Source organism: Vibrio sp. J2-3(2022) (genome assembly GCF_021725735.1).
GTDB classification, from domain to species: Bacteria; Pseudomonadota; Gammaproteobacteria; order Enterobacterales; family Vibrionaceae; genus Vibrio; species Vibrio diabolicus.
Genome location: NZ_JAKKCK010000001.1, coordinates 252,924 through 278,546, shown reverse-complemented (window position 1 = coordinate 278,546; position 25,623 = coordinate 252,924). Strand labels below are relative to the sequence as shown.

Annotated in this window: 22 protein-coding genes and 1 pseudogene; 7 read left to right on the top strand and 16 right to left on the bottom strand. The window is 44.0% G+C overall.

The genetic code is table 11. The features are described 5' to 3' along the window. Positions 1-591 precede the first annotated feature (591 nt). The gene (gene yghU / locus L3V27_RS01320) at positions 592-1,449 is read right to left on the bottom strand and encodes a glutathione-dependent disulfide-bond oxidoreductase (RefSeq protein ID WP_074190461.1); all 858 of its coding nucleotides are present in this window, start codon (positions 1,447-1,449) and stop codon (positions 592-594) included. Between the two features lie 254 nt (positions 1,450-1,703). Here yghU and L3V27_RS23395 point away from each other — a divergent pair. Continuing rightward, positions 1,704-1,814, top strand: a pseudogene (locus tag L3V27_RS23395) (dihydrofolate reductase); the annotation flags it as partial. Positions 1,815-1,893: 79 nt separating this feature from the next. On the opposite strand, the gene L3V27_RS01315 reads toward L3V27_RS23395, so the two are convergent. The 3 genes from L3V27_RS01315 to L3V27_RS01305 all read right to left on the bottom strand — a co-directional run bounded on the left by L3V27_RS01315 (position 1,894) and on the right by L3V27_RS01305 (position 5,908). Continuing rightward, positions 1,894-3,348 (bottom strand): sucrose-6-phosphate hydrolase, encoded by a 1,455-nt coding sequence (locus tag L3V27_RS01315; protein WP_237310795.1) that lies wholly within the window; start codon positions 3,346-3,348, stop codon positions 1,894-1,896. 31 nt (positions 3,349-3,379) lie between these two features. Then, entirely contained in the window at positions 3,380-4,303 is a 924-nt protein-coding gene (locus L3V27_RS01310) for an aminoimidazole riboside kinase (RefSeq protein WP_237310794.1), read from the bottom strand. A gap of 165 nt (positions 4,304-4,468) precedes the next feature. Then, positions 4,469-5,908 (bottom strand): sucrose-specific PTS transporter subunit IIBC, encoded by a 1,440-nt coding sequence (locus L3V27_RS01305; RefSeq protein WP_164665447.1) that lies wholly within the window; start codon positions 5,906-5,908, stop codon positions 4,469-4,471. A 235-nt stretch (positions 5,909-6,143) separates the two neighbouring features. Between L3V27_RS01305 and L3V27_RS01300 the strand changes: the two genes are divergently transcribed. After that, positions 6,144-7,130 (top strand): LacI family DNA-binding transcriptional regulator, encoded by a 987-nt coding sequence (locus L3V27_RS01300; protein WP_237310793.1) that lies wholly within the window; start codon positions 6,144-6,146, stop codon positions 7,128-7,130. Between the two features lie 63 nt (positions 7,131-7,193). Here L3V27_RS01300 and L3V27_RS01295 read toward each other — a convergent pair whose 3' ends face one another. The 6 genes from L3V27_RS01295 to L3V27_RS01270 form a co-directional block, all read right to left on the bottom strand. Further along, positions 7,194-8,567 carry a carbohydrate porin gene (locus L3V27_RS01295; protein WP_237311545.1) on the bottom strand — a complete coding sequence of 458 codons (1,374 nt, stop codon included), beginning with the start codon at positions 8,565-8,567 and terminating at the stop codon, positions 7,194-7,196. Positions 8,568-9,098: 531 nt separating this feature from the next. Beyond that, positions 9,099-9,830, bottom strand: coding sequence for a hypothetical protein (locus L3V27_RS01290; RefSeq protein WP_012842374.1), 732 nt, complete (start codon positions 9,828-9,830; stop codon positions 9,099-9,101). 312 nt (positions 9,831-10,142) lie between these two features. Continuing rightward, positions 10,143-10,862: a beta-ketoacyl-ACP reductase gene (locus L3V27_RS01285; protein WP_237310792.1), complete on the bottom strand. Its 720-nt coding sequence runs from the start codon at positions 10,860-10,862 to the stop codon at positions 10,143-10,145. A gap of 300 nt (positions 10,863-11,162) precedes the next feature. Continuing rightward, positions 11,163-11,957 (bottom strand): metal ABC transporter permease, encoded by a 795-nt coding sequence (locus tag L3V27_RS01280; protein WP_170892136.1) that lies wholly within the window; start codon positions 11,955-11,957, stop codon positions 11,163-11,165. 3 nt (positions 11,958-11,960) lie between these two features. After that, positions 11,961-12,887: a zinc ABC transporter substrate-binding protein gene (locus L3V27_RS01275; RefSeq protein WP_237310791.1), complete on the bottom strand. Its 927-nt coding sequence runs from the start codon at positions 12,885-12,887 to the stop codon at positions 11,961-11,963. Next, positions 12,877-14,013, bottom strand: a complete 1,137-nt coding sequence (locus L3V27_RS01270) for a hypothetical protein (RefSeq protein WP_104972329.1) — start codon at positions 14,011-14,013, stop codon at positions 12,877-12,879. Before L3V27_RS01270 ends, L3V27_RS01275 begins: the two co-directional genes overlap by 11 nt. A gap of 207 nt (positions 14,014-14,220) precedes the next feature. Between L3V27_RS01270 and L3V27_RS01265 the strand changes: the two genes are divergently transcribed. After that, positions 14,221-14,892 (top strand): cupin domain-containing protein, encoded by a 672-nt coding sequence (locus L3V27_RS01265; protein ID WP_145472737.1) that lies wholly within the window; start codon positions 14,221-14,223, stop codon positions 14,890-14,892. Between the two features lie 73 nt (positions 14,893-14,965). On the opposite strand, the gene L3V27_RS01260 is transcribed toward L3V27_RS01265, so the two are convergent. After that, the gene (locus tag L3V27_RS01260) at positions 14,966-15,205 is read right to left on the bottom strand and encodes a YdcH family protein (protein WP_005392770.1); all 240 of its coding nucleotides are present in this window, start codon (positions 15,203-15,205) and stop codon (positions 14,966-14,968) included. Between the two features lie 232 nt (positions 15,206-15,437). Here L3V27_RS01260 and L3V27_RS01255 point away from each other — a divergent pair, with 232 nt between their 5' ends. Then, positions 15,438-16,475, top strand: coding sequence for a DUF4382 domain-containing protein (locus L3V27_RS01255; protein WP_237310790.1), 1,038 nt, complete (start codon positions 15,438-15,440; stop codon positions 16,473-16,475). Between the two features lie 114 nt (positions 16,476-16,589). Here L3V27_RS01255 and L3V27_RS01250 read toward each other — a convergent pair whose 3' ends face one another. Continuing rightward, positions 16,590-17,459 (bottom strand): helix-turn-helix domain-containing protein, encoded by an 870-nt coding sequence (locus L3V27_RS01250; protein WP_237308746.1) that lies wholly within the window; start codon positions 17,457-17,459, stop codon positions 16,590-16,592. A 125-nt stretch (positions 17,460-17,584) separates the two neighbouring features. Between L3V27_RS01250 and L3V27_RS01245 the strand changes: the two genes are divergently transcribed. After that, positions 17,585-18,733 (top strand): PLP-dependent aminotransferase family protein, encoded by a 1,149-nt coding sequence (locus tag L3V27_RS01245; protein WP_237310789.1) that lies wholly within the window; start codon positions 17,585-17,587, stop codon positions 18,731-18,733. Positions 18,734-19,146: 413 nt separating this feature from the next. Then, positions 19,147-20,175 carry a hypothetical protein gene (locus tag L3V27_RS01240; protein WP_145472734.1) on the top strand — a complete coding sequence of 343 codons (1,029 nt, stop codon included), beginning with the start codon at positions 19,147-19,149 and terminating at the stop codon, positions 20,173-20,175. Between the two features lie 103 nt (positions 20,176-20,278). Here L3V27_RS01240 and L3V27_RS01235 read toward each other — a convergent pair whose 3' ends face one another. Then, positions 20,279-20,608, bottom strand: a complete 330-nt coding sequence (locus L3V27_RS01235; protein ID WP_005392758.1) for a DUF4156 domain-containing protein — start codon at positions 20,606-20,608, stop codon at positions 20,279-20,281. A 195-nt stretch (positions 20,609-20,803) separates the two neighbouring features. Here L3V27_RS01235 and L3V27_RS01230 point away from each other — a divergent pair, with 195 nt between their 5' ends. Then, on the top strand, positions 20,804-21,514 hold the full coding sequence (locus L3V27_RS01230; RefSeq protein ID WP_237310788.1) for a lipoate--protein ligase: 711 nt from the start codon (positions 20,804-20,806) through the stop codon (positions 21,512-21,514). Between the two features lie 63 nt (positions 21,515-21,577). On the opposite strand, the gene L3V27_RS01225 is transcribed toward L3V27_RS01230, so the two are convergent. From L3V27_RS01225 to L3V27_RS01215, 3 genes are read right to left on the bottom strand one after another with little or no spacing between them, the layout of a single operon-like run. After that, positions 21,578-22,615 (bottom strand): HlyD family efflux transporter periplasmic adaptor subunit, encoded by a 1,038-nt coding sequence (locus L3V27_RS01225; protein ID WP_074190450.1) that lies wholly within the window; start codon positions 22,613-22,615, stop codon positions 21,578-21,580. Between the two features lies 1 nt (position 22,616). Further along, positions 22,617-23,933 carry a glycosyltransferase gene (locus L3V27_RS01220; RefSeq protein ID WP_237310787.1) on the bottom strand — a complete coding sequence of 439 codons (1,317 nt, stop codon included), beginning with the start codon at positions 23,931-23,933 and terminating at the stop codon, positions 22,617-22,619. Beyond that, positions 23,920-25,275: a diguanylate cyclase gene (locus L3V27_RS01215; RefSeq protein WP_237310786.1), complete on the bottom strand. Its 1,356-nt coding sequence runs from the start codon at positions 25,273-25,275 to the stop codon at positions 23,920-23,922. The genes L3V27_RS01220 and L3V27_RS01215 overlap by 14 nt, the downstream gene beginning before the upstream one ends. Between the last annotated feature and the right edge of the window lie 348 nt (positions 25,276-25,623).

Genomic DNA, 25,623 nt, shown 5'->3' with positions numbered 1-25,623 from the left:
CGAAAAGATAAGCCACTGTTATTTAAGTTCACTCTCTGCTTTTTTATCACTAAAGACTTTAAATTTCGGTTACCTTCAGTTTGTATAGCAATTCTTTCACGTACCCCAACCCAGTACGACTCAAACGACGACATTATACATATCCTCTTTCATGGTATAAGTAGTTGTAATTAAACATTGCTCAAAGCTAGATGTAGAATTCAGTAAATTATTTAAATTTTATTTATCTATAAATTTTAATTTAAATAGATTAACCTGCACATTCCACACAAAATAAAAGGTTATGTCAAAGATTAATTATCATTAAGTTTATTTATACTAGATATAAAATTAAGTTATAAATTTAAGGTTATCTAAAGTATAAATTTTTAGAATATCATCAGCTAATAGTTAATAGAAATTCAGAGGGCTTGTTGAATATGAAAACGACAAATAGAAGCAAAGAACCATCTATAGATTGAATAATCTTCAACGGGGTTACAATTCAAATAAAAGTAGCGCATCTAGTAAGATGCGCTATGGATTTGATCAGTTTTGGAGTATGAGTTCGGATGAAAACAAACTTACTTGAAGTGACTGAGCCAAGTTTGCTTATGGTTTAAGCTTCAATACCTTATCAATATCTTCTGCGCTGTGACGTTCAGGTAACTGCTCCCACTCTTCTCCCCATGAGCGATTCACAATACGACCACGCTGGACAGCTTCTCGCTCATCAATCGCTTTCGCCCAACGCACAACGTTTTTATAGCTTTCTACGTCTAAGAATTCAGCCGCATCGTAAGCACGACCCAGTACAAGGTTGCCGTACCATGGCCATGTTGCGATATCAGCGATACTGTACTCATCGCCACCTAGGAATTCATTGTTTGCGAGGCGCTTGTCTAATACATCTAACTGACGTTTTGCTTCCATTGTAAAACGGTTGATTGGGTACTCGAACTTCTCTGGTGCGTACGCGTAGAAGTGACCAAAACCACCGCCTAGGTATGGCGCAGAACCTTGCAGCCAGAACAACCAGTTCATCACTTCAGCACGCTTTGCGCCCTCTTTTGGTAGAAAGTGACCAAACTTCTCTGCTAGGTAGAATAGGATGTTACCTGATTCAAACACGTTCACTGGCTCAGAACCTGAACGGTCAACTAGGGCCGGAATTTTCGAGTTCGGGTTCACAGCAACAAAACCAGAACCAAACTGGTCGCCGTCACCAATCTTGATCAGGTATGCATCATATTCTGCTTCTTTTACGCCTGCCGCCAGAAGCTCTTCAAACATGATCGTTACTTTCTGGCCGTTTGGAGTCCCCATGGAATAAAGTTGGAATGGGTGTTCCCCAACAGGCAATTCTTGCTCATGACGAGCGCCTGAGTCCGGGCGGTTAATGCTCGCCCACTGGCCACCGTTTTCGTTATCGTTTGTCCAAACTTTTGGTGGAATATATTCGTTAGCCATTGTTATCCCTTATTGTGTTTGAATGCATTATCAAACTGGCAAACTCAGTGCGCCAGCAAGCATGATGAAGTAACCCACCGCATTCGATAAATGGGCATACCCAAGATATTAGGCCGGAATCTTCAAATAAAAGTCCTGACCTTTCACTTAATTAGAACCTTTGGTTATGGGATTTTCTTTCACGCTATAAGGAAAAACGTTGTGTTAATGTGAGTTAGGTTCGAGATGCTAACAATAATGAGTAAGCCCAACTCGGCGGCGCATCTCTGTTTGGTGATTTAGAACAACCGCTTAACTTTACAGTCACTAAGAGCGAAGTAGTGTTAGATACTTTGATTCAGAAGACTTACGTACGTGAAAGATAGTTAGGTTAGATCGTTAGAAAGAAAAACGCCCTTCACTGAATCAATGAAGGGCGTTTTAATATCTTTGTAATCGAAACCGTTACTTAGCTGATTCAAACAAACCAGTGATGCCTTTCAAAGGGAAAAGCCTTGCTTGCTCCAACCCTCTCAACGTTACCTTATTGAGGTCATCAATAAAGAAACGACTGGTCATCGTGTGTTTGCCACCATTAATGAAAATCTCGATGACAGAATTGTCGATATATATATCAATCGCCTGCTTAGCGCCCAATCTTGGTGCTTTTCGAATGCTACCAAATTCTTCTGCGTACAAATGAGACATGTGACGACGGTCCAGCATAAACTCGTGCTCTGTCGCACTAAAGACGATGTTGTCACCTTTGAGGTTACTCAGCTCAAGTTCAAAGCCATCGACCACAAGGTCTAATTGTATCAAACAACTGGTGCTTTCCAGTGTATGGGATTGTGCAAAGACCACCTCTTCTTTTCTTAAACTCTTCAGCTCAGGGAGTGGAGTTTGAACAAGAAAACCATCTTTCAACGTTAGTTCTCTAGGAAGAGACAACATTCCTGCCCACTGGTGTGTGACCGATGGTGTGTCGATTTCTGGCAACCCTATCCATGCAATAAGAATGCGACGCCCACTCTCATCTAAATAGGTTTGTGGGGCGTAGAAATCAAACCCATAATCTGGCTGTAAAATATCTTGGTGGTTTTCTAAAGTCATCGACTCTAGGTTCAACTGATCACCCACGATATACGCGACAGAATAGATGTTTTTGAAATCATAAGGATTACTACTGCTCACGCCCTGTGGCGAAAACAACATCACCGACTGACCATTAATCTCAAAGAAATCAGGACACTCCCACATGTACCCAAGGTCAGAAAACTTGGTCTTGATAGGACCTTTATGCTGCCACGTTTTCAAATCTTTGCTTTGATAGAGCGCCATTGAGCCATGCTCGGTTTTGGTTTGAGCACCCACCACCATCAAATAGTCGTCGCCTTTCTTCCAAACTTTTGGGTCACGAAAGTGCTCCGTGTAATGTTCGTTCTCAATGACCACACCATGTTTTTCAATGTTGCCGTCTGAATCCATGGTGGCAAAGCACTGTGTTGGAATTCGGTTCCAGTTTTGGTCACGCTTGTTGCCAGTAAAAAACAGCAAAGCCTTGTCGTTTTCCACCAAAGCGCCGCCCGAATAGACACCATGTGAATCGTAGTCTTGGTCAGGATGAAGACCCACGCCATGATCAGTAAAATGGATGAAGTCTTTAGTAGAAAGGTGATACCAATACTTCATTCCATGGACTGGTCCCACAGGTGTCCACTGGTAAAAGATGTGGTGCTCACCATTGAAATAGCACAACCCATTTGGGTCATTTAACAGCCCAAATCTAGGGGCGATATGAAAACTAGGAAAGCCTTTATCTTGCTGACGTGAAAGTGTCATTTCTTCGATATCACACTGAGGGATTTGCTCAAGGCGGCGATATCTTTGCTCTACAGTCCAACGGTTGTTTAAGCTCATAATTTTTCTCAACTGAAATTGGATCTGAAGATCATTGCCCAATAAATCGCAGCAATTCTGTCTGGGTTGGAAGCGCGGTCATTGCGCCTTTTTGCGTCGTCGCTAATGCACCACAGCCATTTGCCCATTGAATCGCAGAGCTAACAACAGGATGATTTTTCCAATCCTCATGTTGAGACAGACATGCCAGTAGCCCTCCGACAAAAGCATCACCCGCACCTGTGGTATCAATCGGACTAACGACTTGACCTGCGATCAGTTCACTCTGACTTTCAAAGACGCGCCAAACACCTTTCGCACCTTGTGTCACTAAGACCAAAGCAATATTCAAAGCGGCTATTTGTTGTAAACCTTGTGCCATCGATGTTGAGTCAGTTAAGAACAAAAGCTCCTCTTCAGAGAACTTAACCACATCAGCCATCGCTACAGCCTTCATCACGACAGCTTGGATTTCTGATTGATCTTGCCACACTTCATCACGCAAGTTAGGGTCAAAGCTAATGAAACCACCAGCGGCTTTTGCTCTTTTGATCGCCTCAAATGTGCTGCTTCGACTTGGCTCATTTGCCAGTGAAATCGAGCAAACATGCAGCCAGTCACCTTGCTTAAAGTTTGGGATGTCTTCAACAGACATAAACTGATCAGCGCTCGGTTTTACCATAAACGTAAAGCTGCGTTCACCTTGATCGTCTAAATCCACCACCACTGTTGATGTTCTTTGCTCAGGGTCTTTAATGAGAAACTCCGTGCAAACGCCCTCTTGATCGAGTATTGATTGCATGAAGCGACCAAATGGGTCATCACCCACACGTCCAAAAAACGCACTCTTACCAGATAGACGAGCAATTGCTACGGCGACATTCGCTGGTGCACCACCGGGACATTTGAGTAAAGAAGTCTCAGATTCCGGTATTAGATCGACAACAGCATCACCAGTTACCCACACTTGATTCATCTTGCTTACCTTAAAATTAAAGCCCTGATAGTCCAACGTGTTGAACACCTTCACTACCAAGTAAAAATTGAAAAAGGCTAGCCAAGCCATTAGTGCTTGGCTAGCACCCCAAACATTTAGGAAAAGAAGTGGATTTTGGGGGACTCCACCCTTAAGGAGTTCAGATTAAGCCGCTGCTTTTTTACCGACTTTAGCGCGGTCACGCATACCAAGAACAATGGTGAGAACAAATGCGGTCAAGAACGCGATCACCATACCCGCGATGTAGTAACCAATCTTATCTGGCGTGATGGAAATGATGCCTGGAAGACCAGCGGCCCCTAATGCCTGAGCTTTCACATTAAACATTGTAATGAACGCACTTGATAACGCCGCAGCGCAAACTGCCGCAATAAATGGGTAACGTAGTTTTAAGTTAACACCAAACATGGCTGGTTCTGTAATACCCAGCAAACCCGTGACACCCGATGGAATCGCAATACCTTTCATCTTCTTATCTTTACTCATTATGCCCACCGCCAACGCTGCAGCACCTTGAGAAACGTTAGACATCGCCGCAATAGGAAAGATAAAGGTGCCGCCTGTCGTCGCAATATCCGCAAGAAGTTGCGTTTCAATCGCAATGAAGCTGTGATGCATACCGGTAATAACAAACGGAGCATAGATAAGACCAAATACCGCACCACCAACAAAGCCAGCTGTGTTGTATAGCCAGTTCAGACCATCACCCAATAGGAAACCGATATCACGCGTGAACGGACCGACGACAGTAAACGTCAGCAAACCCGCTATGAAAATCGCCAGTAATGGCGTTAAAAGGTTGTCTAAAACAGAAGGTATGACTTTACGTAAGCCTAGCTCAACCTTCGCAAGAATGAATGCCGATACCAAAACCGGTAACACTGAACCTTGGTAACCCACTTTTTGGATTTCAAAACCAAGAATATTCCAAACCGGAATGTTGCCAGACACAGATGCGCCGCCGAATCCCCAACCATTCAGCAAGTCAGGGTGAACCATCAACATACCTAGCGCTGCCCCTAAATATGGGTTGCCGCCAAACTTCTTGCTGGCTGAAAATGCCAGCAGAATAGGCAGGTAAACAAACGGCGCGTTTGCAAACGTGTTGATCATGTTCGCCAAGTCTGTCAGTCCTGGATTGGCCTCAATCAAGGATTTACCATCAATAAACAAGCCTTGGGCAGTCAGTAGGTTGTAAATACCCATCAACAAACCGCCAGCGACGATTGCTGGAATGATTGGGACGAAAATATCAGACAGCCCTTTCACCGCGCGCTGAACGATGTTTTGTTTCTCTGCGCCAGCAGACGCAACGTCGTTGGTGGACATTTCACTCATCCCCGTCAACTTCGCCATTTCTGCATAAACTTGGTTTACGATGCCTGATCCAAAAATGATTTGGTACTGACCCGCAACTTTGAACTGCCCTTTTACCCCTTCAAGGCTATCAATCGCTTGTTCATCTATTTTTTGCTCATCTGCAACGGCAAGGCGTAAGCGTGTCGCACAATGTGCAAGTGCGGTGATGTTGCTTTTACCACCTAATAGAGTTAACAACTCTTTTGCTACTGCCGGATAATTCATTTCATACCCCATTGGATTATTATCTGAGCTTGCTAAATTTTCGGGAACGTTTGCAAAACAGATTTTTGCTCAATAAAACCAAATGATCAAAGATAAAGCAGAGAGAGTGTGAGAATGATCGTCAAATTATCTCCCTAACAGCAGTATAGGAGGTTAGAATCGCTACTTATCAAAGAGCTTTTCATCTTCTCTTTGCAAACAATCCCAAAAACGAAAAACAGAATGGATAGGAACAATGGCGAGTCTGCATGATGTCGCCCGTCTGGCTGGCGTATCAAAATCAACAGTGTCACGGGTTATAAACGATGAGTATGGCGTAAAAGAAGCGACAAAACAGAAGGTCCGCCAAGCAGTAGCGGAGTGTGGCTATGTGCCGAACCAAGTCGCTAAAGATCTAAAATCTCAAAAGACCAATCTGGTTGGTGTCATTGTTCCTAGGGTTTCCTCTCATGCTACATCCCAAGGTGTCGATGGATTAACCGATGTCCTTGAAAAAGCTGGGAAACATGTCTTACTTGCTAGCACTCACCAAGCCCACGAAAAAGAACTGGAATACATTCAGATCTTTAACCAAAAACGGGTTGAAGGGATCATTCTTTACGCCACCCACCTCGATTCCAAGCTGGTAAAAGCAATTCAAAACTCAGCGGTCCCAGTTGTGCTCGTCGGTCAAGATGGTTCCATGTTTAATATTCCAAGCATCATTCATGATGACGCACGAGTAGGGTTTGAAGCGGGAAATAGACTGGTTGCAAAAGGTTGCCAAACCATGGGCTTTATTGGCGTACAAGGTGACGATATCGCGGTAGATAAGCAACGCTCTGAAGGATTTGTTCAAGCGCTGCAACACCATGGTTTTGAGCTCGCCTTTCATGCTCGTGGTGACTTTACCATCGACTCTGGCTATTCATTGGCAAAACAACACTTAACAGAGAACCGTAAGCTAGATGGCTTGTTCTGTGCGACAGACCGTATTGCTATCGGTGCGATGAGAGCGATTCAAGAGCTCGGGTTAACACCGGGTAAAGACGTTTTAGTGCTAGGAGTTGGTGATGATGAGCTCGCATCAGTGTGCACCCCAACCTTATCAACATTTAACTATGCATTTGATAAAGCAGGTGAAAATGGTGCGAAACTGTTGCTAGACAGAATTGCCAACAGAAGTTTTGAAATGAGTAAGATGGTGCTAACCTTCAAAACAATTGAGCGTCAGTCCTGTTGATGAAAAAGCGCCAACTGAAATCAGTTGGCGCTTTTCTTATTACTCTTTCTCGGTTAGAGCCCTTTAGAACCAAGTTTCCATTTGCAGTGCAAACAGAACTTCACCACCATCACCCATCGTTGCAGCGCCCGCATCCTGGCTAATCGAGTAGCCATTCAAGTCTTCGCTCCAATCAACGTAGCTAACAGCAAAACGTAGCTCCGGACGGTCAAAGAACCCTGCTGCGGTAGACATCTTAAGCGTTGGTGCAATTGTCGCTTTGTAAAAACTGCCACTTGCTTTATCAATCGCATTGTCTAGGTCCATGTATTGGTATGAGCCTTCATAAACCATCTCAAAGTTTTGTGTAAACTCTTGCGCTAAGCGGATGTTGAACGATGCCCACGTAAATTCATCATTTTTAGCAAAGCGATCTTGGCTGTGTTCTGCTAACAACGCAGGTGCTACACGCCAGTTGTCGCCGATGCGTGTTACACCATAACTGAACAAACGTACGGCTTTTGCGTCTTCTAGCAAATCACCGTTTGAACCAATGCCTTTAAGTTCTGCACCCAGTCCATCACCCATCAAAATACCTGTTTTAGACAAGCCTTCACTCATGCCAAAGAAGTTATCGCCATGGTAAGCAAACATCGCATGTAAACCTTTGTCCGCTGCACCTTCTACGCGATCATTGTTATCAGCAGACGTCATGCCGCTCAGCATCAATTGCCAATTACCAAAGCGGTTGTTCATTGTCGCGATATAGTTTTCAACATCCGTTGACGAGCTATCAATCTCACCAAAATCACGACCATAGATCGAGAAGTTTGCTTTCCACGAATCGCTCATTTGGACGTCATACACGCCTGCACCAGTACCAGATAGGAAAACGATATCCGAGTCAAAGAAGTGAATGTCAAAGTTATCACGGTCAAATCGTTTACCTGCCCAAAACGTTGCGTCAGCAAACGCACTTGATTGAGAGAACATGCTCAACTTGTTTAGCTCAGCATATACCTGACGAACGTTTAATTGACTCTCACTCGCTGTCCATTCGTTATTGGTTTCCGTACTATCTGCCAGCATGATTCGAAACAAAGCGCTGGAACCATCATCTGCAAAGCGTTTGTGAATAAGGTTTGCTTCCACATAATGATCATCCTCAACCCCTAGTCGTCCAATTGGCGCGCCAATAGCACCAGCTGCCGTCATGTAAGGACCAGTACCCACTGCACCATTCAGATCATCATTAATGAGCAGCCCGGAACGAGCGTAGCCATGAAACTCAAAGCTTGAGGCTTTTTCATTTGCTTCTACGGATACTTTTTCTGTCTGTTCAAGCCTCTGTTCTAATTCATTAATTCGCTTTTCAAGAGCGGCAACATCTGTTGTTGCGAATGCAGGTGCAGTAACCAGCCCAAGCGCTACTGCCATCGTCAAAGTGTGTAGTTTCATTTCCATAGTCTCACGTAAATTTATACTCAGGGTTTTGCAAACGTTCCCAAGAAAAATTGCAAACATATGGTGACTTTAAATGTCCATCTAAAGCCTGAATTTCAGAGCGCTCAGATACAGAGCGTCTCTATCACTTGTATCAATGGGGCGATAATATATAAAATTTTCGGGAACGTTACCGCAAGGAAGCGATTTTGTTACTTCTATCACGTTCAATTGTGTTACTTACAGAAAAATCATTAACCAGCGCACATTTGAATGGTAATGAGAAACAGGCATTGAAATTCAGCCTTATTAACAGGTGGCATTGTGGCAGAGACGTTGGCTCAACGTCTTTTATAGATTGTCTTGTGGTTAGAGCGCACAAAAAACTTCATAGAATCAGTGAGAGCATTGGCTCCATGCATTTTAATATCTACAAAACTCATTTTTTGAACATAAATGAGTTTTGTAAAATCCAATAATCTTGCTCATGGTCACATCGGTTTCGAAAAGCCACTCATTACCAAAAAGTAATCAAGCTAATGTAGTCTAATGCATCTCAACGTTATTCTCTTTAGCGACTAGTAAGTATTTAATTTGATGTTGAAAATCTGCCTCAATTATCTCTTCTCGACCTTTGGACATAACGGTGTCGTAAACCATGTTTACATATTCATACGGCAGATATTTATCAAAAACATGAACTATATCGTCGTTAATTAAAATTTCACCGTAACAAGCTAAGTCTTCATCAAACGTATTTTGGTAACAAGATATTTTAGAACTATCCCATCCAGAGTAAAATTTGACACTCTTGACATCGTCATACATCGCAATGAATAACTTTTCGATTCCAAGCTTTCCTTCAGCCTCAAACCTCGACTCAAAGTTAACATAGCCGATAGCAATACCTTCATTAGAAGCTGAGTAATCTTTATTAACTCCGTAGTGGACTTGGTTTTCTCTAAGTTTAGAATTGCCAATAGCTTTCCAAGTTAGGCGGTTCCCATCAATATTTTCACCAAATGTAAGCTCTTCTTTGACCTCAATGATTTGGTTCGCCAATTGGTAAGTTAAAGGCAGGTCAAGATCCGGAACGTTAGTGGCAAGACTTAGACCTTTCCTGCTATGTTTTTCGTATATTACCTGATGTTTTCTTGGCTCGGAGTGAGAGCTTACAACTATCCATCCGCTTTCTTCAGTAGATGGGTTAGTTGATTCGGAGTTACAGCCCAAAATAAGAAGAGTTGACGCGCTAAACAGTACAGTTTTTAAGTACATAGTGAGTATTCAAAGTTAATTATTTAGTGGCATTATCATTTAAAACAATATCATGGGCAATAAAATCATACTTTAATACCTCAATAGTTATTCTATTTCGAAGTTAATATTTTTGATTAGCTACATTGCTAGGTTAATAACAGAGAACGATGCCAGAATGAATTACGTGTTCTAACTCTATACTTAATCATACAAATCCGGCAGTGCGAAACGAATAAAGTGAACGTGTCAAAAGCCCGAATAGCGTTACCCAACAAAAACGCCCTTCACATAAGTAAAGGGCGTTTGTTATTTGAGATTTTGATTAGCGAGCTATAACACCAACCCACCATCAATCTTGAGCACTTGTCCGGTTATAAACGCACTTTTATCAGACGCTAGAAACGCAACGCCATTGGCAATGTCTTGCGCCGAGCCCATGCGTCCCAGAGGCGTTTTACTTTCCATCATTTGAATGACTTTTTCAGGCAAGCTCTTTGTCATGTCGGTAGCGATAAAACCTGGAGCAACACAGTTGACTCGGATTTGAGCGCCTTTTCTTGCTAACTCTTTCGCCCAGCCTTTGCTCATCGCTATCACGCCACCTTTACTCGCGCCATAATTACTTTGACCAATATTGCCATCCGTTCCCACGATAGACGAAATACTGACAATACTGCCTGCGCCTTGCTCTAGCATGACAGGTGCAACGCGCTGGGTGAGTAAAAACACCGCCTTTAGGTTCACGTCGATAACGCTGTCCCAGTCTTGCTCTAACATGTCTGGCAGCAGTGCATCTCTCGTTATCCCGGCGTTGTTGACCAGAACATCAATGCGTTGATGTTTCGCGACGATGCTGTCGACCACTTCACTTACCGCTGCGGCCTCACAGAGATTCACTTGATAACTTGAAAGGTTTGGCGACTGACTCCACTCCACAGGCGAGATATCTAGCCCCACGACGTGGAATCCATCTTCGAGTAATTGTTCGCAAATGGCCTGCCCTATACCGCGAGCAGCCCCTGTAACGACGGCGACTTTTTCGTCTTTCATCTTGGTCTTCCTTAAATGTTGAGAGTACAAATTCGCTTGTATCCCTAGCGTTTTTTGTTTTTATGCCTAGTCGCGCTACAGCTGCGCTTCTCATACGCAGGGTCTTTTATATCTTATAAAAACTATAGAAACAGTCTGGGAGTCGGATGTGAACTAATCAAGGCAACTTGATGACTATGGCAAGATCAACTTAAGAAAGTGTGTTGGAAGGAGCAAAGTTACACGATTGGAGGACTTGGATAGAAAAGTATTGATCTGATGACTCAAATACTACTTCATCAGACCAATATTACTTGTCTCTTAATCTCTTACAAAAGCTGGTTTTGTTATTTTCACCAGAAAAGGTTGAAGCAAAAGATTAAACAACATTCCAGTAATAAACAGGGTGATCACAATACTCGCACCACTTGGTAAGTCGTAGCGAGCCGATGCGGCAATACCCGATAAAATCCCAACAATACCGATGCTGATACTGGCGACAAAGAATCGAGTTCCCTTCAATGCTGCCGTACATAAAGCTGGAATCACCAACAAAGCAAATTCTAAATAAATGCCGGTTAACTTGACCGTAATGGGCATCAGGATAGCAAAGATAAGATAAAAACCACTACCGCGCATAAACGCAGGTTTTAACCAAACCAATAGCAACATCGCAGCGGTAATGAGTGCCAAAGGCCAAACGTCTGCCCAAGTCGCCCATAACAGTTGCCCATTAAGAATGCCTTGAATAAAGTCTCCGCCGTGTGGGTCTTTGCTCACCAGCAGGATCGCCAGCGATGCAGACACCACAAACAAGCTGCCAATCATGGGCTCTAAATGTTGCTGGTATCGTTTCTCCATTAAGGCAATCAAACCGCAAAGCATCAAAGACATAACCCAAGGGCCAATCATTTCACCAAAGAATGAGCCTGAGAACAGCGCGTATTGGCTCAACCAGTAGTGGCTTAGTGCTGCCCCCAATGCCGCAACTTGCGCCACCGCCAAATCTATAAAGATGATCTGACGATTAAGAACTTGTTGCCCCAGAACGATGTTGCCAACTAACGCAATTAAGCCACACAAAACCGCAGGTAAAAGCCATGCATAATCTGCCATGACTTAGATCTTCACTGGAACGGGTGGCACTAACACATCCAGTAAATCATCAATGACCTGATCGTACATCTCATCCAAGCTTTCACCCTCAGAAACGGTCAATGGCAGTTGAATCACAGGTTTGTCAGTATGCTCCTGCAACCAGTTCGCTGGACGCAGATCCTGATGAGAGGAGTAAACAATCGCATCAAAACTGTCGGCATCTAACTTGGTAAGTGATTGCAGGTGAGATGTGGTCGGTGAAATGCCCGGTTTAGGTTCGAGATCGGCAATCTGCTTCATTCCGAGCCAATCGTACAAATAACGATACGTCGCGTGATAACCGACAACTTGCTTACCCTTTAAAGCCGCGCCTTTCTCATTCCATTCATTGAGCTTTTTTTGCCACTGCGCGCGAAACTTCATACCATTCACTTGGTAACTTTGCGCGTTGTCGGGATCAATCGCTTTTAAGCGCTCCGTTACTTTACGAGATAATGGAATCATGTCATTTGCCGCAAATTGAACATGTGGGTTTCCGTGCGCATGAATGTCCCCCATGCTGCGGTCAACATGATCATGAGAGTCCAACATACGCACGAAATCGGTCGCATAAATCATGCTTTGAGCACCATTTTGAACGGCACTATTGCCACTTCGATTTTGAAGCATCGGCAACCAACCTACCTCCAACTCAGCGCCAGAGCACATCGCCATGTCAGCTTGGCGCATCTTGGCAATCAAAGACGGACGAGCTTGAACATAATGCGGATCTTGCTTAGCCGTGGTTGCTGAGTAAATGGTGGCGTTTGGGGCATGACTTTCAAAAAAAGCTTTCCATTCAGGCTCACAAACGAAAATGTTAAGAGCCAAAGCAGGCGAAGAGATGATGGCAGATCCCGCCGCCATCATCACTAAACTGCATTTACTTATCGCAAGTTTAGAACGCATGTGCACCGTGCGCTCCAAATGTCATTACGTATTGCAGAGTAAACACGTTGTCTGTTTCGCTGTCTTGGTTATCAATGCGAGTGAATTGCGCACGGATCGTACCGAAATGAGAAGAATCCCATGCGATCATCGCATCCATCTCTTTATCATTCAGTGCTGTGAAATGCATGTGATCGCCGTGTGCGTGGCCATCATAGCTTTCTGCTTCGCCGTAACGTAGGCCTGCAGACCAACTTGGGTTGAAGCGGTAAACGCCCGAAACATAGTATGCGCTTAGGTTGTCTGGTGACTCTGCATCGTTCTTGTATTTGCTGTCTACTACACCGTCTAACAACATGTATTCCGCAGATAGCGTGAAGTTGCTGTACTTGTAGTTACCATCTGGTGCCCACTTCCACACAAAATCTGCGCCGTATAGGTTTGCACCCGTTACAGCCGCAGCGTGGCTGTGGTCATGTTCTTCTTCGTGACCATGGTCGTGATCTTCGAATTCTTTAACTTTGCCATTTTCGTTACGCAGGTAACTTAAACCAAACTGCCAACTGGAAGATTCAGAGAAATCATTACCAAGCTTCATCGTTGTCGTGTAAACACCAACTTTAGAGCCATCTTCAACAGAAGACATCTTGTTGCCGCTTAATGCTTCTACACCAAACTTCACGTAAAGATCGGTTGGCAGAACGATGTTTGCGCGTACACCGTCATCATAGTAATGCGAACCAAGGAAAGTACGGTAAGCAATTGGGCGTTCAACGAAACTGTCAGTGTGCATGTGTTGATTGTTGAGGTAACCGAAGTCAGATAGGAATCGGCCTGCGCGCACGTTTACACCGTATGGCAATGCCAAAGTTTCGATGAATGCTTCTTCAAGCTCTAGTTCTGTCTCATCGCCATGACTTTCAAGAACAGCGGTCAACGCACCGTGAAACTTATCGTCAATATTTGATGATAAGTTCAATTCCGTATGGCCTAGGCCAAAGCCTTCTTCGCGCTCAGAATTATGACGTTGACCATCTTGGTAGTAGCCATCAACAACAACACCAATCTGTGGGTTCGATAATGTATCGGCAAAAACAGGGGACGCAAAAATGCTACCGATCGCGAGAGAAACCAATTTCTTATTCACTACTTCTTTCCTTTTGTTATGTTATAACATTTAATTTCGAGATGTTATAATATAACAATTATCATTACACAAGCAGAAATTTAACTCGGTTCCGACTGCTAGCTCGTATTCAATCCCTGATTTTGACTATCAACAAGTGAATCAATTGATGTTTTTTATACGTATACTATTGAGAGTCAATCATTAGATAAGTAAAGGAATTTCAGTATGTTGAATATGGATTTCTCGAAAAGAATCGTGATAGAAACAGGTGAACAGGAGTGGATCGCCAGCCCTTCCAAAGGCGTGTGGCGTAAACCTTTGGAAAGAGAAGCCAAAGAATCAGGGCACACCACCAGCGTAGTGAAGTATGAGCCAAACTCGCACTTTTCGACTCATCCTCATCCTCACGGAGAAGAAATATTAGTGCTCGAAGGAGTGTTCTCTGACGAAGATGGTGACTACCCTGCTGGAACCTACTTGCGTAACCCTCCTGGAAGTCAACATGCGCCCTATAGCAAAGAAGGCTGTGTGATTTTAGTTAAACTAAATCAATTCAATTCTGATGATCTAGAAACAGTTCGCATCAACACGAACGAAGCGAATTGGTTACCTGGCATCGGTGGGCTGAAAGTCATGCCATTGCATGATTTTCAGCATGAACATGTCGCATTGGTTAAATGGCCGAAAGGCGAGAAGTTTCAACCACACCGTCACTTTGGTGGTGAAGAAATTTTTGTGTTATCGGGGGAATTTAAAGACGAGCTAGGAACCTATCCTCCCTACTCTTGGATACGCAGTCCACATATGAGTGAGCACTTTCCTTTTGTAGAGCAAGAAACGGTCATTTGGGTAAAAACAGGCCACCTGCCACTCCAAGCTCCTGCTCAGCAATCCTAATGTTGGAATACTTGGCATCGTCCCTTGAAACTAAAATCGGCTCGTAGATTACGAGCCGATGATCATTGCGTCGCTAAGAGCCCATAATTCTCGAGTGGAGCCAATCTTTGAGCTCAGCTCGATTATGTTTTAACACGTTCATTTCGTGATCATCAATCGGGCTTCCTTGCAGTTCTAGTACGCGGATTTCCTTATCTAAAGCATTGTAGTTTTTAACGGTTTCAGCAAATGATGCATCGTTTTCGGCAAGCTGAGTAATGGTATCCAAATGTTCTGGGAATTCATGAGTTAATGAGTGATTTTCACCTAACATAGAGACCTCTTGGCTAGAGTTATTGATGTATATCTCCGCTCATTTTTTGAGCGACACATTCTTAACCATAGCACTTCATTGAGCACAATATCGTCGATTTGAGCACACTTTTACTGAACGTCTTAATGATGGTTCGTCACTGTTTTCGGCCCGGTAACTCCGCTCGTTGTTATTCTGTACTTTGTCAATAATCGGCTACATTTAATACACTTCTCATAAAAAGGTACATCTAATGAACAGCATGAAAATTGGCCTAATCAGTGCATCAATAGCCGTTGCACTTGTTGGCTGTAATTCAGACAGTGACTCTGTCAGTACAATGACTCCTGTTACTTTGTCTGTATCAGATGCCCCTATTGATGACGTATCAGAAGTGGTGATCACATATAACAAAGTTGCATTTCTTCCTCTGGATGGTGGCACACCACAAGTATTCGATGTGTATAAAACAGACGAAGAAGGCAATTTGGTCGACGAAGATGGTAACCCCCTTCCCGAAGGTGAAGATCCACTCCCACTAAGTGTTAACTTACTCAACTTCCAAGGCAGTGACGCGCAAGAATTGGTGGATGATGAACTGATACCAACTGGTAATTATAAACTCTGCGTGTTTGCTAATGATGGCGATCATCCAAACTACCCATCATATGTGATTGACGAAGCGACAGGAAATCAAATCCCACTGACCGTCAAAGGTGATGGGGCTTGCCCACAAGGTGTCGGAAAGGATCCTGACTCTGGAGTGCTGTTCTTTAACAACACCTTTGCAGTCAACCCTGACAATAATGAGTTCGTAGTTGAATTTGATCTGCGCCGTGGCTTAAAAGACGGAACAGGCCAAAACGAAGGCTACAGAATTCAACGCACCTCCGTCACTTTAATTAACACGGTGACAACGGGGGAGATTCAGGGTGATGTCGCAACATTGACCTATCAAAGCTGCGAAACGGATACCCCAAGTGCAAATGGATATGCGCACGCGATCTACTTATATCAAGGAAATATCGCCGAAGAAAACATGGGGCCATTTGCCGGCGCAGAAGGCCAAGCAATGCCAATCGCGGCAGCGAACGTGGTTCAAGACGTTGATGATGCAAATTACGAGTACGAATTCGGTTTTGTAGAACCTGGTACTTACTCAGTCGGTTATACCTGTACGGCAAATGACGATTCTGAAGAAGGTATTGTCGCTGGCGAAACTTTCAGCATTTATCAATCAACTAGCGGACTTAACGTATCCGTTGGTACTGATACAGACGCAAACTTTTAAGATCCCCTAGAAATGGCAGAGTCAGCACAAGCTCTGCCTTTTCTTCATGGCGTTCTTGGTCAGCTCTTTGCTCACCACAAATCGACTCACAAGATAATACGTTCGTTTTCATCCTTAGAAGAAGCTAATGGGCAGATAGAAATCCAGCTCAAACGCCTCATCATGGCTGAGAAAGTGATTTTTATGATAATGGACATAAGCGGGTGTAGAACGCTGTTTAAAGCCAGAGTTAGGCAACCACTTCTCTAATACCATACTCAGTTGAGGAAGAAGCTCACCATATACTCCCGTTAAGCGAAAGACGGCATGTAAACCGCCTGGGATGGTCATTTGATTCACGACGCCACGCACTTTGAGCGGCGTATCAATCTCCATACAAGCCACATAGCGACACTTGTCGAGTTCTACCCAAGCAGGGTTGGAGTGATGCAAGCCGTATTGAACCGAAAAGTCCCGATTCTCAGAACTTGCCCACGCTTTCAAAATCAGCCACGCATTGCGAATGGAACGGTTATAGCCCTCATGTCGAACATACGCCGCAAAGCGTTGTGGAACCTCCATAATTTTAGGTTCTGGCAACTCGCGTTTAGCAACACGATGATAACCCGCAGCCACTTCCGGATCCTTCAAATACGGTTTTTCTGCGACTTGTAAATCATGCTTTCGCCACGCACCAGGTGACATAGCGAACGTCGCTTTAAACGCTCGGCTAAAAGAAGATACCGAGCTAAAACCGCACTTGTTAGCAATGTCTAACACCGACGAGCTGGTATCAAACATCAGTTGATTGGCGGCGTATTCCATTCTTGTGCGGCGGATATATTGATGGACAGACTCCCCTACCACATCTTTAAAAATACGATGGAAGTGTTGCTCAGAATAGGCTGCTACATCTGCTAGCTCTTTAGCTGATAAATCTCTGCTAATGTCCTGATGAATGTAAAACAGCACGTCATTGATTCTGGAAACTTGTTGATGGCTCACGGAGTAAACTTTTGCTTAAATAGCATAAATGGACACGTTTAACAGCATAAATGGACACACCAAGCTTGGCAATTTACCTATACTATTTCTGACATAAAAAAAGACAATTACGAGAAGCACAGCACATGGAAATCGCACAGTCATTACAACAAACTAAGTCATCCTATATTCGAGAGATCCTCGCAGCAGCGAGCGATAAGAACGTTATTTCTCTTGCGGGTGGCTTACCGGACGAAAAAACCTTCCCGATCGACTTAATGAAACCGACGCTCGAAAACCTCGCGAACATGCCAGAGGTGTTTCAATACGGCGCAACAGCAGGCTACGCACCGCTACTTAACTTTTTGACCGATTATTACCAGCTACCAGAATCTCATTTGGCGATGATCACAACGGGTTCTCAGCAAGGGCTAGATTTGATTGCGCGTGCGTACGTGAATCCGGACGATAAAGTGGTGATGGAAGCGCCAAGCTACCTTGGAGCCATGCAGGTATTTGGTTTAGTGCAAGCCAATATCGTGACCGTTTCGCAAACAGAATGTGGTCCAAACCTTGAAGAACTTGAGCAATGCTTTGCTACGCAGCAACCGAAAATGTTCTACGCCGTGCCCGATTTTCACAACCCAACGGGCGTATGCTGGGCGCTAGAGACTCGCCAAAAAGTTGCCGAACTTTGTATCCAATACGACGTTGCATTCATTGAAGACGCACCATACCGCGAGCTGCGTTTTTCTGGTGAAGCACTACCGCTGGTTTCGGATTTCTGCCCGCAGCACTCCATCGTGTTGCGTTCATTCTCCAAAATCGCCTCTCCAGGCTTGCGTATTGGTATGGTAACGGGCAAACGCAGTTACCTTGAGCCACTCATCAAAATCAAACAAGGTGCCGATCTGCACTCTAGTATTCCTATGCAAGCTTTGCTGCATGGTCTACTGCGACATGACAACTTCGAAACACACATTTCAACCATCTGTGCGCTTTACAAATCGCGTTACGATGTCATGTTTGCTGAGCTGCAAAAACAGCTGCCAGAAAGTTGCGTACTCAAACCTGTCGATGGTGGCATGTTTGTATGGGTCGAAATTCCAGAATGCGACACCTTCGAACTTGCGAAAACCCTTCTCGCAAACTGGGTTGCTGTGGTGCCTAGCCCAGTATTTTATCCGGAAGGTTCAAAGGTAAAAGCCGCTCTGCGTCTTAACTTTACCAATGCCACACCAGAAGAACTGACGACTGCTGTCACTCGACTTGCGGATGTACTCAACGCTTTGTAATTAAGCGCATGCGTTAGAATCTGCCTTTGAGATTCGAAAAAGTCTCAAAGGCAGCATCAAAAAAAGTTCCCCAAAAAATTTTATATTTTTCTCTCAAATCAACTCTCTACAGTAAGTGCCTGTTTTCTCTTGATCCTCTCACTCATATAAAAATGAGAACCTAATCACATATTTGATGGTTAGAAAAGTTACGTCTATCTTTCAAACAAAAGACATCAACTTCGCAGCATTAATGTTCTCAATTTCAGACACTTTACTCAGTCGTGGCTTAGCGATTGAGTAAACGACTAGAAAGCATCTGCGGGCATACCCACTACGAAGGATTGACCAGAACCATTCTGAATGTCGCGAGCCAATCTTTTGATTGGCAATTACGTCAGTGAATCGCACCAAATGACAGAGGGGTTATCAGGATGAACACTCGAACCACGACAGGACTCGTCGCCACTGGCTGGTCCGTTATCTTTTCACTTTTTACCGCATTCGCCGCGTATGCGAATACGTCTCCAAACTGTAGTGATGTTTTAGCGGGCAACACAACTGCCGTATCGCAAAAAATGATGGTTTTACTGGGCGAAGACATCACTAAATCCAACCGCATCACCACGGTGATTCCAGCCAAAAACAATCCATTTGTGACCGAAGCACTGGTCTCGGTTTCCAACGACGTGTCACCCAATGGACGTTTGCCACAAAAGACATTGGAAGAGATCAGAAAAGTACGCTCAGATTTGGAAAAAGCCGCACTGGAAGTGAGCCGATTACAAGGCACTTTTGAAGTCGCATTTGTTAGCTTGATTGATGGTTACTGCCAGTTCTCGAACCACGAACTTACTCAGCATGCCAAAATCGACTTTGACCATTTGGAAGGTCTCACGTTGTATTCAATCCCCGCTTTGCTAGCAATGGTGGATCAATCTTACGCCATGGCAGAAAATAGAATTGCTAGCGAGCAGGAACAGTTAAGCAACATCGAGAAAGAACAACAGAGACAGAAACAGCAAGCCAGTGCTGCCGCAGCAGCTCGTTACCAAGACGGTAACGTGTTGGTGAAAGTCGAGAATTTTGATGGCTCTAATGTGACGTTTTCCGTCACTAACGTCGGTTCACAAGGTTCATTACAGCCAAACTTCAACACGTTTAATGCCTATCGCACCGAAAGCGGAGAGCTAGTGTATAAATCGGAGTCTTTGTTGAACTTAGCAGATACTGCGGGTAACACGCTTGAAACCATGGGGATCGCAGAGCTCTCATCACGAGGGGGAAACAACTTGTCAATCTCTCCGGGTGAAACCCGAAAATTCGTCACCAGTATCGCTTCAGAAGTCGCACCACACACACAGTTAAGCTTGGAGTTCCCGGCCAAAGTATTAAATACCGAACAGGACTTCACGCTGTCGTTTTCTGACACGACGGCAGTGGCTACAGCGAACGTAAATTAACTGAAAAGCGCTCATCACAACGCGCACAGACGTAAACTTGTTGTTTGGCAACAAGCTCAAAGACAGGCACATTTCGCCTGTCTTTTCTTTCGGAAAAGTAAAATTATGGCTGTTTGCACTTATAAGCATTGGCAAACATGGTAACCGATGTGGAGAAGTCCAACGGCTCATATAAGTACAATGTATCTGCGCCTAAATCTGCCGCTTTGATGCGCATTTGGTTTAACGTACCCCAGACCATGTCTTTATCTGCGTGCAGCCAATAATCATAAAAGTGCCCTTCCGAGCCAATTACCGTTCCCATTAGCTCGCAGTTTTCAATCGCATTCACGTTGTCCCAAAGCACTTGGACTTGCTCAGATTCTTGGGTCGGGAACGTCACACATCCCGTCAATGATGCCGCTAACGCAAGACACATCACTCGCTTTTTCATAGTCATATCGCCTAAAAATTATTTAGATGGCGGATTTTATGAATTGCTTATGTGATGACCAACAAAATATTTCTATCGCCCCTTTAAATAGAAATAATGGAAGCGAAGAAAACTCTAAAGGCAGCGTATACCGCTAGTAATCACATGGCATCTAAGATAAAACAGTAGCGATAATATACGGATGAGGGATAGAGTTTGGTTTCTAAAAATAAGCTAATTCGCTATACGGCTACGGAAGTCGCTGATGCATTTGAAAAAGAAGATGAGCTCATTAAACAAGTTCAGTCCAACCAACTCTCGCAAGTGCTATTGCTTTGGCAAGTAAAAAGCCCGACGATCGTGCTTCCCGCGGGTAAGAAATGGCCAGTGTCTAATGAGTTAGAACATGCGTTAAATGCGTCTGGCTGGAAACTCTTTTCTCGTAAAACTGGCGGTGCCCCCGTCCCTCAAGTACCGGGTATTATTAATCTATCCCACATCTATCACTGGCCAGACGGTGAGCCTTACGACATCAAGAAAGCGTATCTCGATTTGTGTGCGATTTTGACAGTTTTCTTTGAGCAACTGGGCGTGAAAGTAGATGTCCATGCTACGCCTTATTCGTACTGTGACGGCGAGTACAACCTCAATATTGGTGGTCAAAAAGTTGTGGGAACCGCGCAGCGCGTTTTACTGAAAAAAGGCGGTGGGCAAGTGGTGTTATCACAAGCATGCATTCTGATTGATGCCGACGTTGCAAAGATTGTCGCACCGGTAAAATTGTGTAATCAACTTTGCGGTCACAGCGATGATATTCGTGGTGATGTCCACACACCGCTCTTCAATCATATATCCGACCGCCCCTCGATAGATTCACTCTTTCAGCAACTGACTAGCGCGTTTTTAATGCATGCTAAAGGCAACTAAAGGCGCGTTAACAACCAAAAAAGAAAAGGAGCTTTCGCTCCTTTCCTACTCAATCAACCGACGCTAAAAGCGAACTTCCACTTCTACCCCTTCAATCCATCGACTTTTTTCCAACGGCTCATCAAAGCTCAGTGTGACTTTTAAATAGGCAGGCTGACCTTCAAATGGGCTTTGAAGTTCCGAAGGCAATTTGTTCACAACCTCAACCGGCTTCGATACCGTCGCATTAAACTTTCGACCATCAGGAAATACGACTTTTGCTTTGGTTTCCATATTACTGTATTCGAGGTATTTAGGATTTAGAAAAGCCGTAATTTCAGGTGTCACGTTGCGAGCAATCGTGAGCAATGGCGTATTTTCCGATACATTTTGCCCCTCATGCACATGAATATCGAGTACACGACCGTTCATAGGAGAACGGAAGGTGAGATCTTCTTGTTGAGCACGCTTTACTACCAGCTCACGCATTAAAGAACGATACTCTTGTGTCACTGGACCAGCCAACTCTAACTCTTCCAAGTTACGCATCGCATCCACATAAGCAATTTTCTGACTGCTTAACTGATTGCTCAGTGAGTTATTCACACTCACAATAGCCGCGTAATCCACCTCAGACACTTGCCCTTTCTTTCTGTAAAGGTCGTATTTTTTCTGAATATCACGGACCTTCTTCAAGCCTTCGGCTGAGCTTTCAATAGCACTTTTGTATAGCTCATCAGTACTTTGCACCTGATTTTTAGACAGTTTCACCAGCTCATCTTTAATGAAATCAATCTCTTTATTCAACGCATTATCTTTTAACAACAGCAGCGCTTGATCCTGAGTCACTTCCGTACCGACATTCACAGGCACCGGCCCAACAATCGCAGAGCGAGTTGCCGTCACCGTAAGTGGATGTGACGTGATAATGGCAGGCGCCGTCACTAACACTTGCGTTCTAAACAAGTAATAAGCCATAAACAAAAGCGGACTGATTACAATCGCTAAAATCAAGTACCAACGGAGACGATAACCGCCACGCTTTGCCTGTCCGTAGACGACTTTCATCCCGTTCTCAGACTGCGGTTTGTTTTTCTTATCTAAGTGAAAGTTAACTTTCATACTAAAACTTTTTACCTCGCTTCAATACCCACCAAGGTGCCATACTCGACTCTTCATGACTTCTCCTCACAACTTCATTAACCATTGAGAAAGCGGTAATCAAACGCATGAAAAACTGGTAGACAGGGTAAAGAAATAACCATTTCGCTGACTTCAAATCCTCTTTTTTTCTCTCTGATACAAGCCCAATGTAGACAACAAAAATCAGAGCAGATAAGAAGAGGTAGACAAAATAGAGCATTAGCATCAACGCCAATACAAATTTAAGTGGATAGACAATCACCATGTACACGCTAAATATCACCACAAGCAGCGGCAATAAAACGTTTTGAATCACGCCATAAGCCAAAGTGAATAAAAAGTTCCCCCAACCAAGTAGCCGTGGAGACAACCCTTCATTGTGTTTACGCAAAAACAAAAACAATAAATCGCCATCCCAACGCAGCCGCTGCAATACCAAACCTTTCAACGTATCTGGTACATCAGTATGGCCGATGGAGTGCGTCGAAAAGGCCAATTTATTATCAGGGTAACGACGTTTGTATTGCTTCAAGCGCATGGTTAAGTCGAGATCTTCTGCGGTATGCGTATCCCAGCCCCCCACTTGCTTAAGCAGGTTCTTCCGAAACGCTCCGAATGCGCCAGAAATGTTATTGAGAACACCCCATGTCGCCATCCCCGTTTTACCGGCTTGCATCGACAGCATGTACTCCAAGGATTGCATTTTGGTCAACAAGTTGGCGTTATGGTTGCGAACTCTTAACGCACCACCGCTCGCAATCACATTTTTATCCGCAAACTGTTTCATCATGGTGAAGACCATGTCGTTATCGAATGAAGTATCTCCATCCACGTTAATGACGATTTCACCACTAGCCATTGATAAGCCGGCATTCAGTGTTGAAACCCGGCCTCCTCGTTGCCATTTTGGCAACACGCGCACTTTACGATTACGAACGCTTGCATGCCTTTTCTCACCATTTAACGCGGCATGATAGGTATCTTGGTTTTGTACCGCCCCATCAACCACAGCAAGTACTTCAATATGACCTGGGTAAACTTGCTCAACTAACGTATCGATAGTGATCCCAATCGCATCACCTTCACCATAACAAGTAATAACGAAACTCACTGAAGGAAACCGCTTTAATTCTGGGTCTTCTTGCGCATATGACCAACGAAATATCCCTGTTAGCACCAGCAAATATAGAGGTAGCTCGATAATGATCATGACGGGAAACAGCAATAGCCATAACTCTTCATTGTGAAGTAGCATGCCTCGAAGATAGTCGAGCAGAACGAGACTATCTTGCAGCATAAATCTCACCCATCAGCGATTCCATCCAAACAGAAACACCGTCTTCGATGATCGGATCGGGCAGGTCCCAAGCAAAGACATCCAACTCAAACTCTTCGTCTTCAACAAGCTCACCCAGATCCGATAATTTTTGCTGTAAAATGGACAGGCTCGCGTTGGTCGTATTTGGCATTAGGACAAGCAACACATCCTGTTTGTACTGACAACAGATATCGGTATCTCTAAACAAGCCGCTAAGACGACGCGTCAGTTGATCCATCAATGAGAACAATTTTGCATCGCCATATTGCTTACCGTATTCATCGATCGTCGGTAAATGCAGTCCAAGTAGAAGGTGCTGTTCTTTGTGTCTCAGCGCGACTTTATTTAACCATGCAAGCAAATTTTGGAAAAAGCTGACTTCCACTTTGCCTTTGATCGAGAGCTCAGGAGCTTGAATGGACTTGCCGTGTTGGAAAATGTATTCACCCACTTCACCAAGTCGATATTGGTAAATTTTCCGGACAACAAGCTCTTCGACTTTGATCTTTGAGTCACAACTTAAACATTGACTGATCGTCGCAGCTTCAACAAATAAACTGGAGCAACTATTACAAACGTGGTTTTCAAGCGGGCGATCATAATCAACGCCGATATGGCGCAGCTGGGTCAAACATTTAGGGCACTCAAGCTTTCCACGGCGCTGAAAGCTGTGTTGTTCACCAACATGGCCACAAGTGAAACAGTGCAAAGAGCTTTGAGAGTCGATATCGATGCTGCTGCAATCCGGGCACACCTCTACATAATTCAAGTGTCCGCTGTTGCAATGAGAACAAACACGAATTCTATCGATCAGTACTTCCGCTTCTAATACTCCGCGACCTTGCTCTGAGAGCACGTATCGATAAGTCGAATAAATATCAGGAAAGAACATATCGATGATTGGATACGAATAAACCGACATAGACTCTAAGCTTTTTAAAGCAGTCACTCTTCGCTGACGATTGACCCCAAGCCAACCAATCAAAGGATCTAACACTTCCGGTTCATCAATGGCATCGAGCTTATTTTGAATGGATCGCCAAATTTTTATTGATTCTCTAGCTTCAAAGACACCGTCGGTAACGCATCGAGAATAAGGGGTTTCCACGGTGACATAAACCGCCCAAGACCAACGCCCTTTCTCCTGATAAAACGCTTTCAGCGCGGTATCTATTTGGTGTGGATCTTGATAAGCAATACACACCATGCCACCGAGTCCCGTTGCCACCTCATCAATATGATTAACCAAAACCATATCTTCAGCTAACTCACTGACAGGCTGTTCACCAACCCAGTAGAAATTGTTATTTATTGACGACATTTTATTAGTTCTCACAACCACAAAATTAATTCATAACATCAGAAATATAGAACTTGCAGTAACAAAGCACTTTAGGTAGACAAGCCTTGCCACCGTTAAATACAACAATAGAACAAATATTTAGAGAGCTTTAACTCAGGCAGTAAAAGCTGAAAGATCTCTGAATAAAGTGTGAAGGAGGCCGTGAGTAGAGAAATCGGATAGCAAAGCGCATAGTACAACCTTTTGTTAGCAAGCTGGGATAATAGTGCGATTTGATGCTGAATGAGATCCTTGCATTCACATCAAGCTCATTGTTTTATATCAGTCGATTCCTTTCTGCTCAGCATTTAACCACACCGACATGTA

Bases quoted from the DNA above. Each gene is read 5' to 3' on its own strand.
- yghU (WP_074190461.1), bottom strand. From the start codon at position 1,449: ATGGCTAACGAATATATTCCACCAAAAGTTTGGACAAACGATAACGAA.
- L3V27_RS01315 (WP_237310795.1), bottom strand. From the start codon at position 3,348: ATGAGCTTAAACAACCGTTGGACTGTAGAGCAAAGATATCGCCGCCTT.
- L3V27_RS01310 (WP_237310794.1), bottom strand. From the start codon at position 4,303: ATGAATCAAGTGTGGGTAACTGGTGATGCTGTTGTCGATCTAATACCG.
- L3V27_RS01305 (WP_164665447.1), bottom strand. From the start codon at position 5,908: ATGAATTATCCGGCAGTAGCAAAAGAGTTGTTAACTCTATTAGGTGGT.
- L3V27_RS01300 (WP_237310793.1), top strand. From the start codon at position 6,144: ATGGCGAGTCTGCATGATGTCGCCCGTCTGGCTGGCGTATCAAAATCA.
- L3V27_RS01295 (WP_237311545.1), bottom strand. From the start codon at position 8,567: ATGAAACTACACACTTTGACGATGGCAGTAGCGCTTGGGCTGGTTACT.
- L3V27_RS01290 (WP_012842374.1), bottom strand. From the start codon at position 9,830: ATGTACTTAAAAACTGTACTGTTTAGCGCGTCAACTCTTCTTATTTTG.
- L3V27_RS01285 (WP_237310792.1), bottom strand. From the start codon at position 10,862: ATGAAAGACGAAAAAGTCGCCGTCGTTACAGGGGCTGCTCGCGGTATA.
- L3V27_RS01280 (WP_170892136.1), bottom strand. From the start codon at position 11,957: ATGGCAGATTATGCATGGCTTTTACCTGCGGTTTTGTGTGGCTTAATT.
- L3V27_RS01275 (WP_237310791.1), bottom strand. From the start codon at position 12,887: ATGCGTTCTAAACTTGCGATAAGTAAATGCAGTTTAGTGATGATGGCG.
- L3V27_RS01265 (WP_145472737.1), top strand. From the start codon at position 14,221: ATGTTGAATATGGATTTCTCGAAAAGAATCGTGATAGAAACAGGTGAA.
- L3V27_RS01260 (WP_005392770.1), bottom strand. From the start codon at position 15,205: ATGTTAGGTGAAAATCACTCATTAACTCATGAATTCCCAGAACATTTG.
- L3V27_RS01255 (WP_237310790.1), top strand. From the start codon at position 15,438: ATGAACAGCATGAAAATTGGCCTAATCAGTGCATCAATAGCCGTTGCA.
- L3V27_RS01245 (WP_237310789.1), top strand. From the start codon at position 17,585: ATGGAAATCGCACAGTCATTACAACAAACTAAGTCATCCTATATTCGA.
- L3V27_RS01240 (WP_145472734.1), top strand. From the start codon at position 19,147: ATGAACACTCGAACCACGACAGGACTCGTCGCCACTGGCTGGTCCGTT.
- L3V27_RS01235 (WP_005392758.1), bottom strand. From the start codon at position 20,608: ATGAAAAAGCGAGTGATGTGTCTTGCGTTAGCGGCATCATTGACGGGA.
- L3V27_RS01225 (WP_074190450.1), bottom strand. From the start codon at position 22,615: ATGAAAGTTAACTTTCACTTAGATAAGAAAAACAAACCGCAGTCTGAG.
- L3V27_RS01220 (WP_237310787.1), bottom strand. From the start codon at position 23,933: ATGCTGCAAGATAGTCTCGTTCTGCTCGACTATCTTCGAGGCATGCTA.
- L3V27_RS01215 (WP_237310786.1), bottom strand. From the start codon at position 25,275: ATGTCGTCAATAAATAACAATTTCTACTGGGTTGGTGAACAGCCTGTC.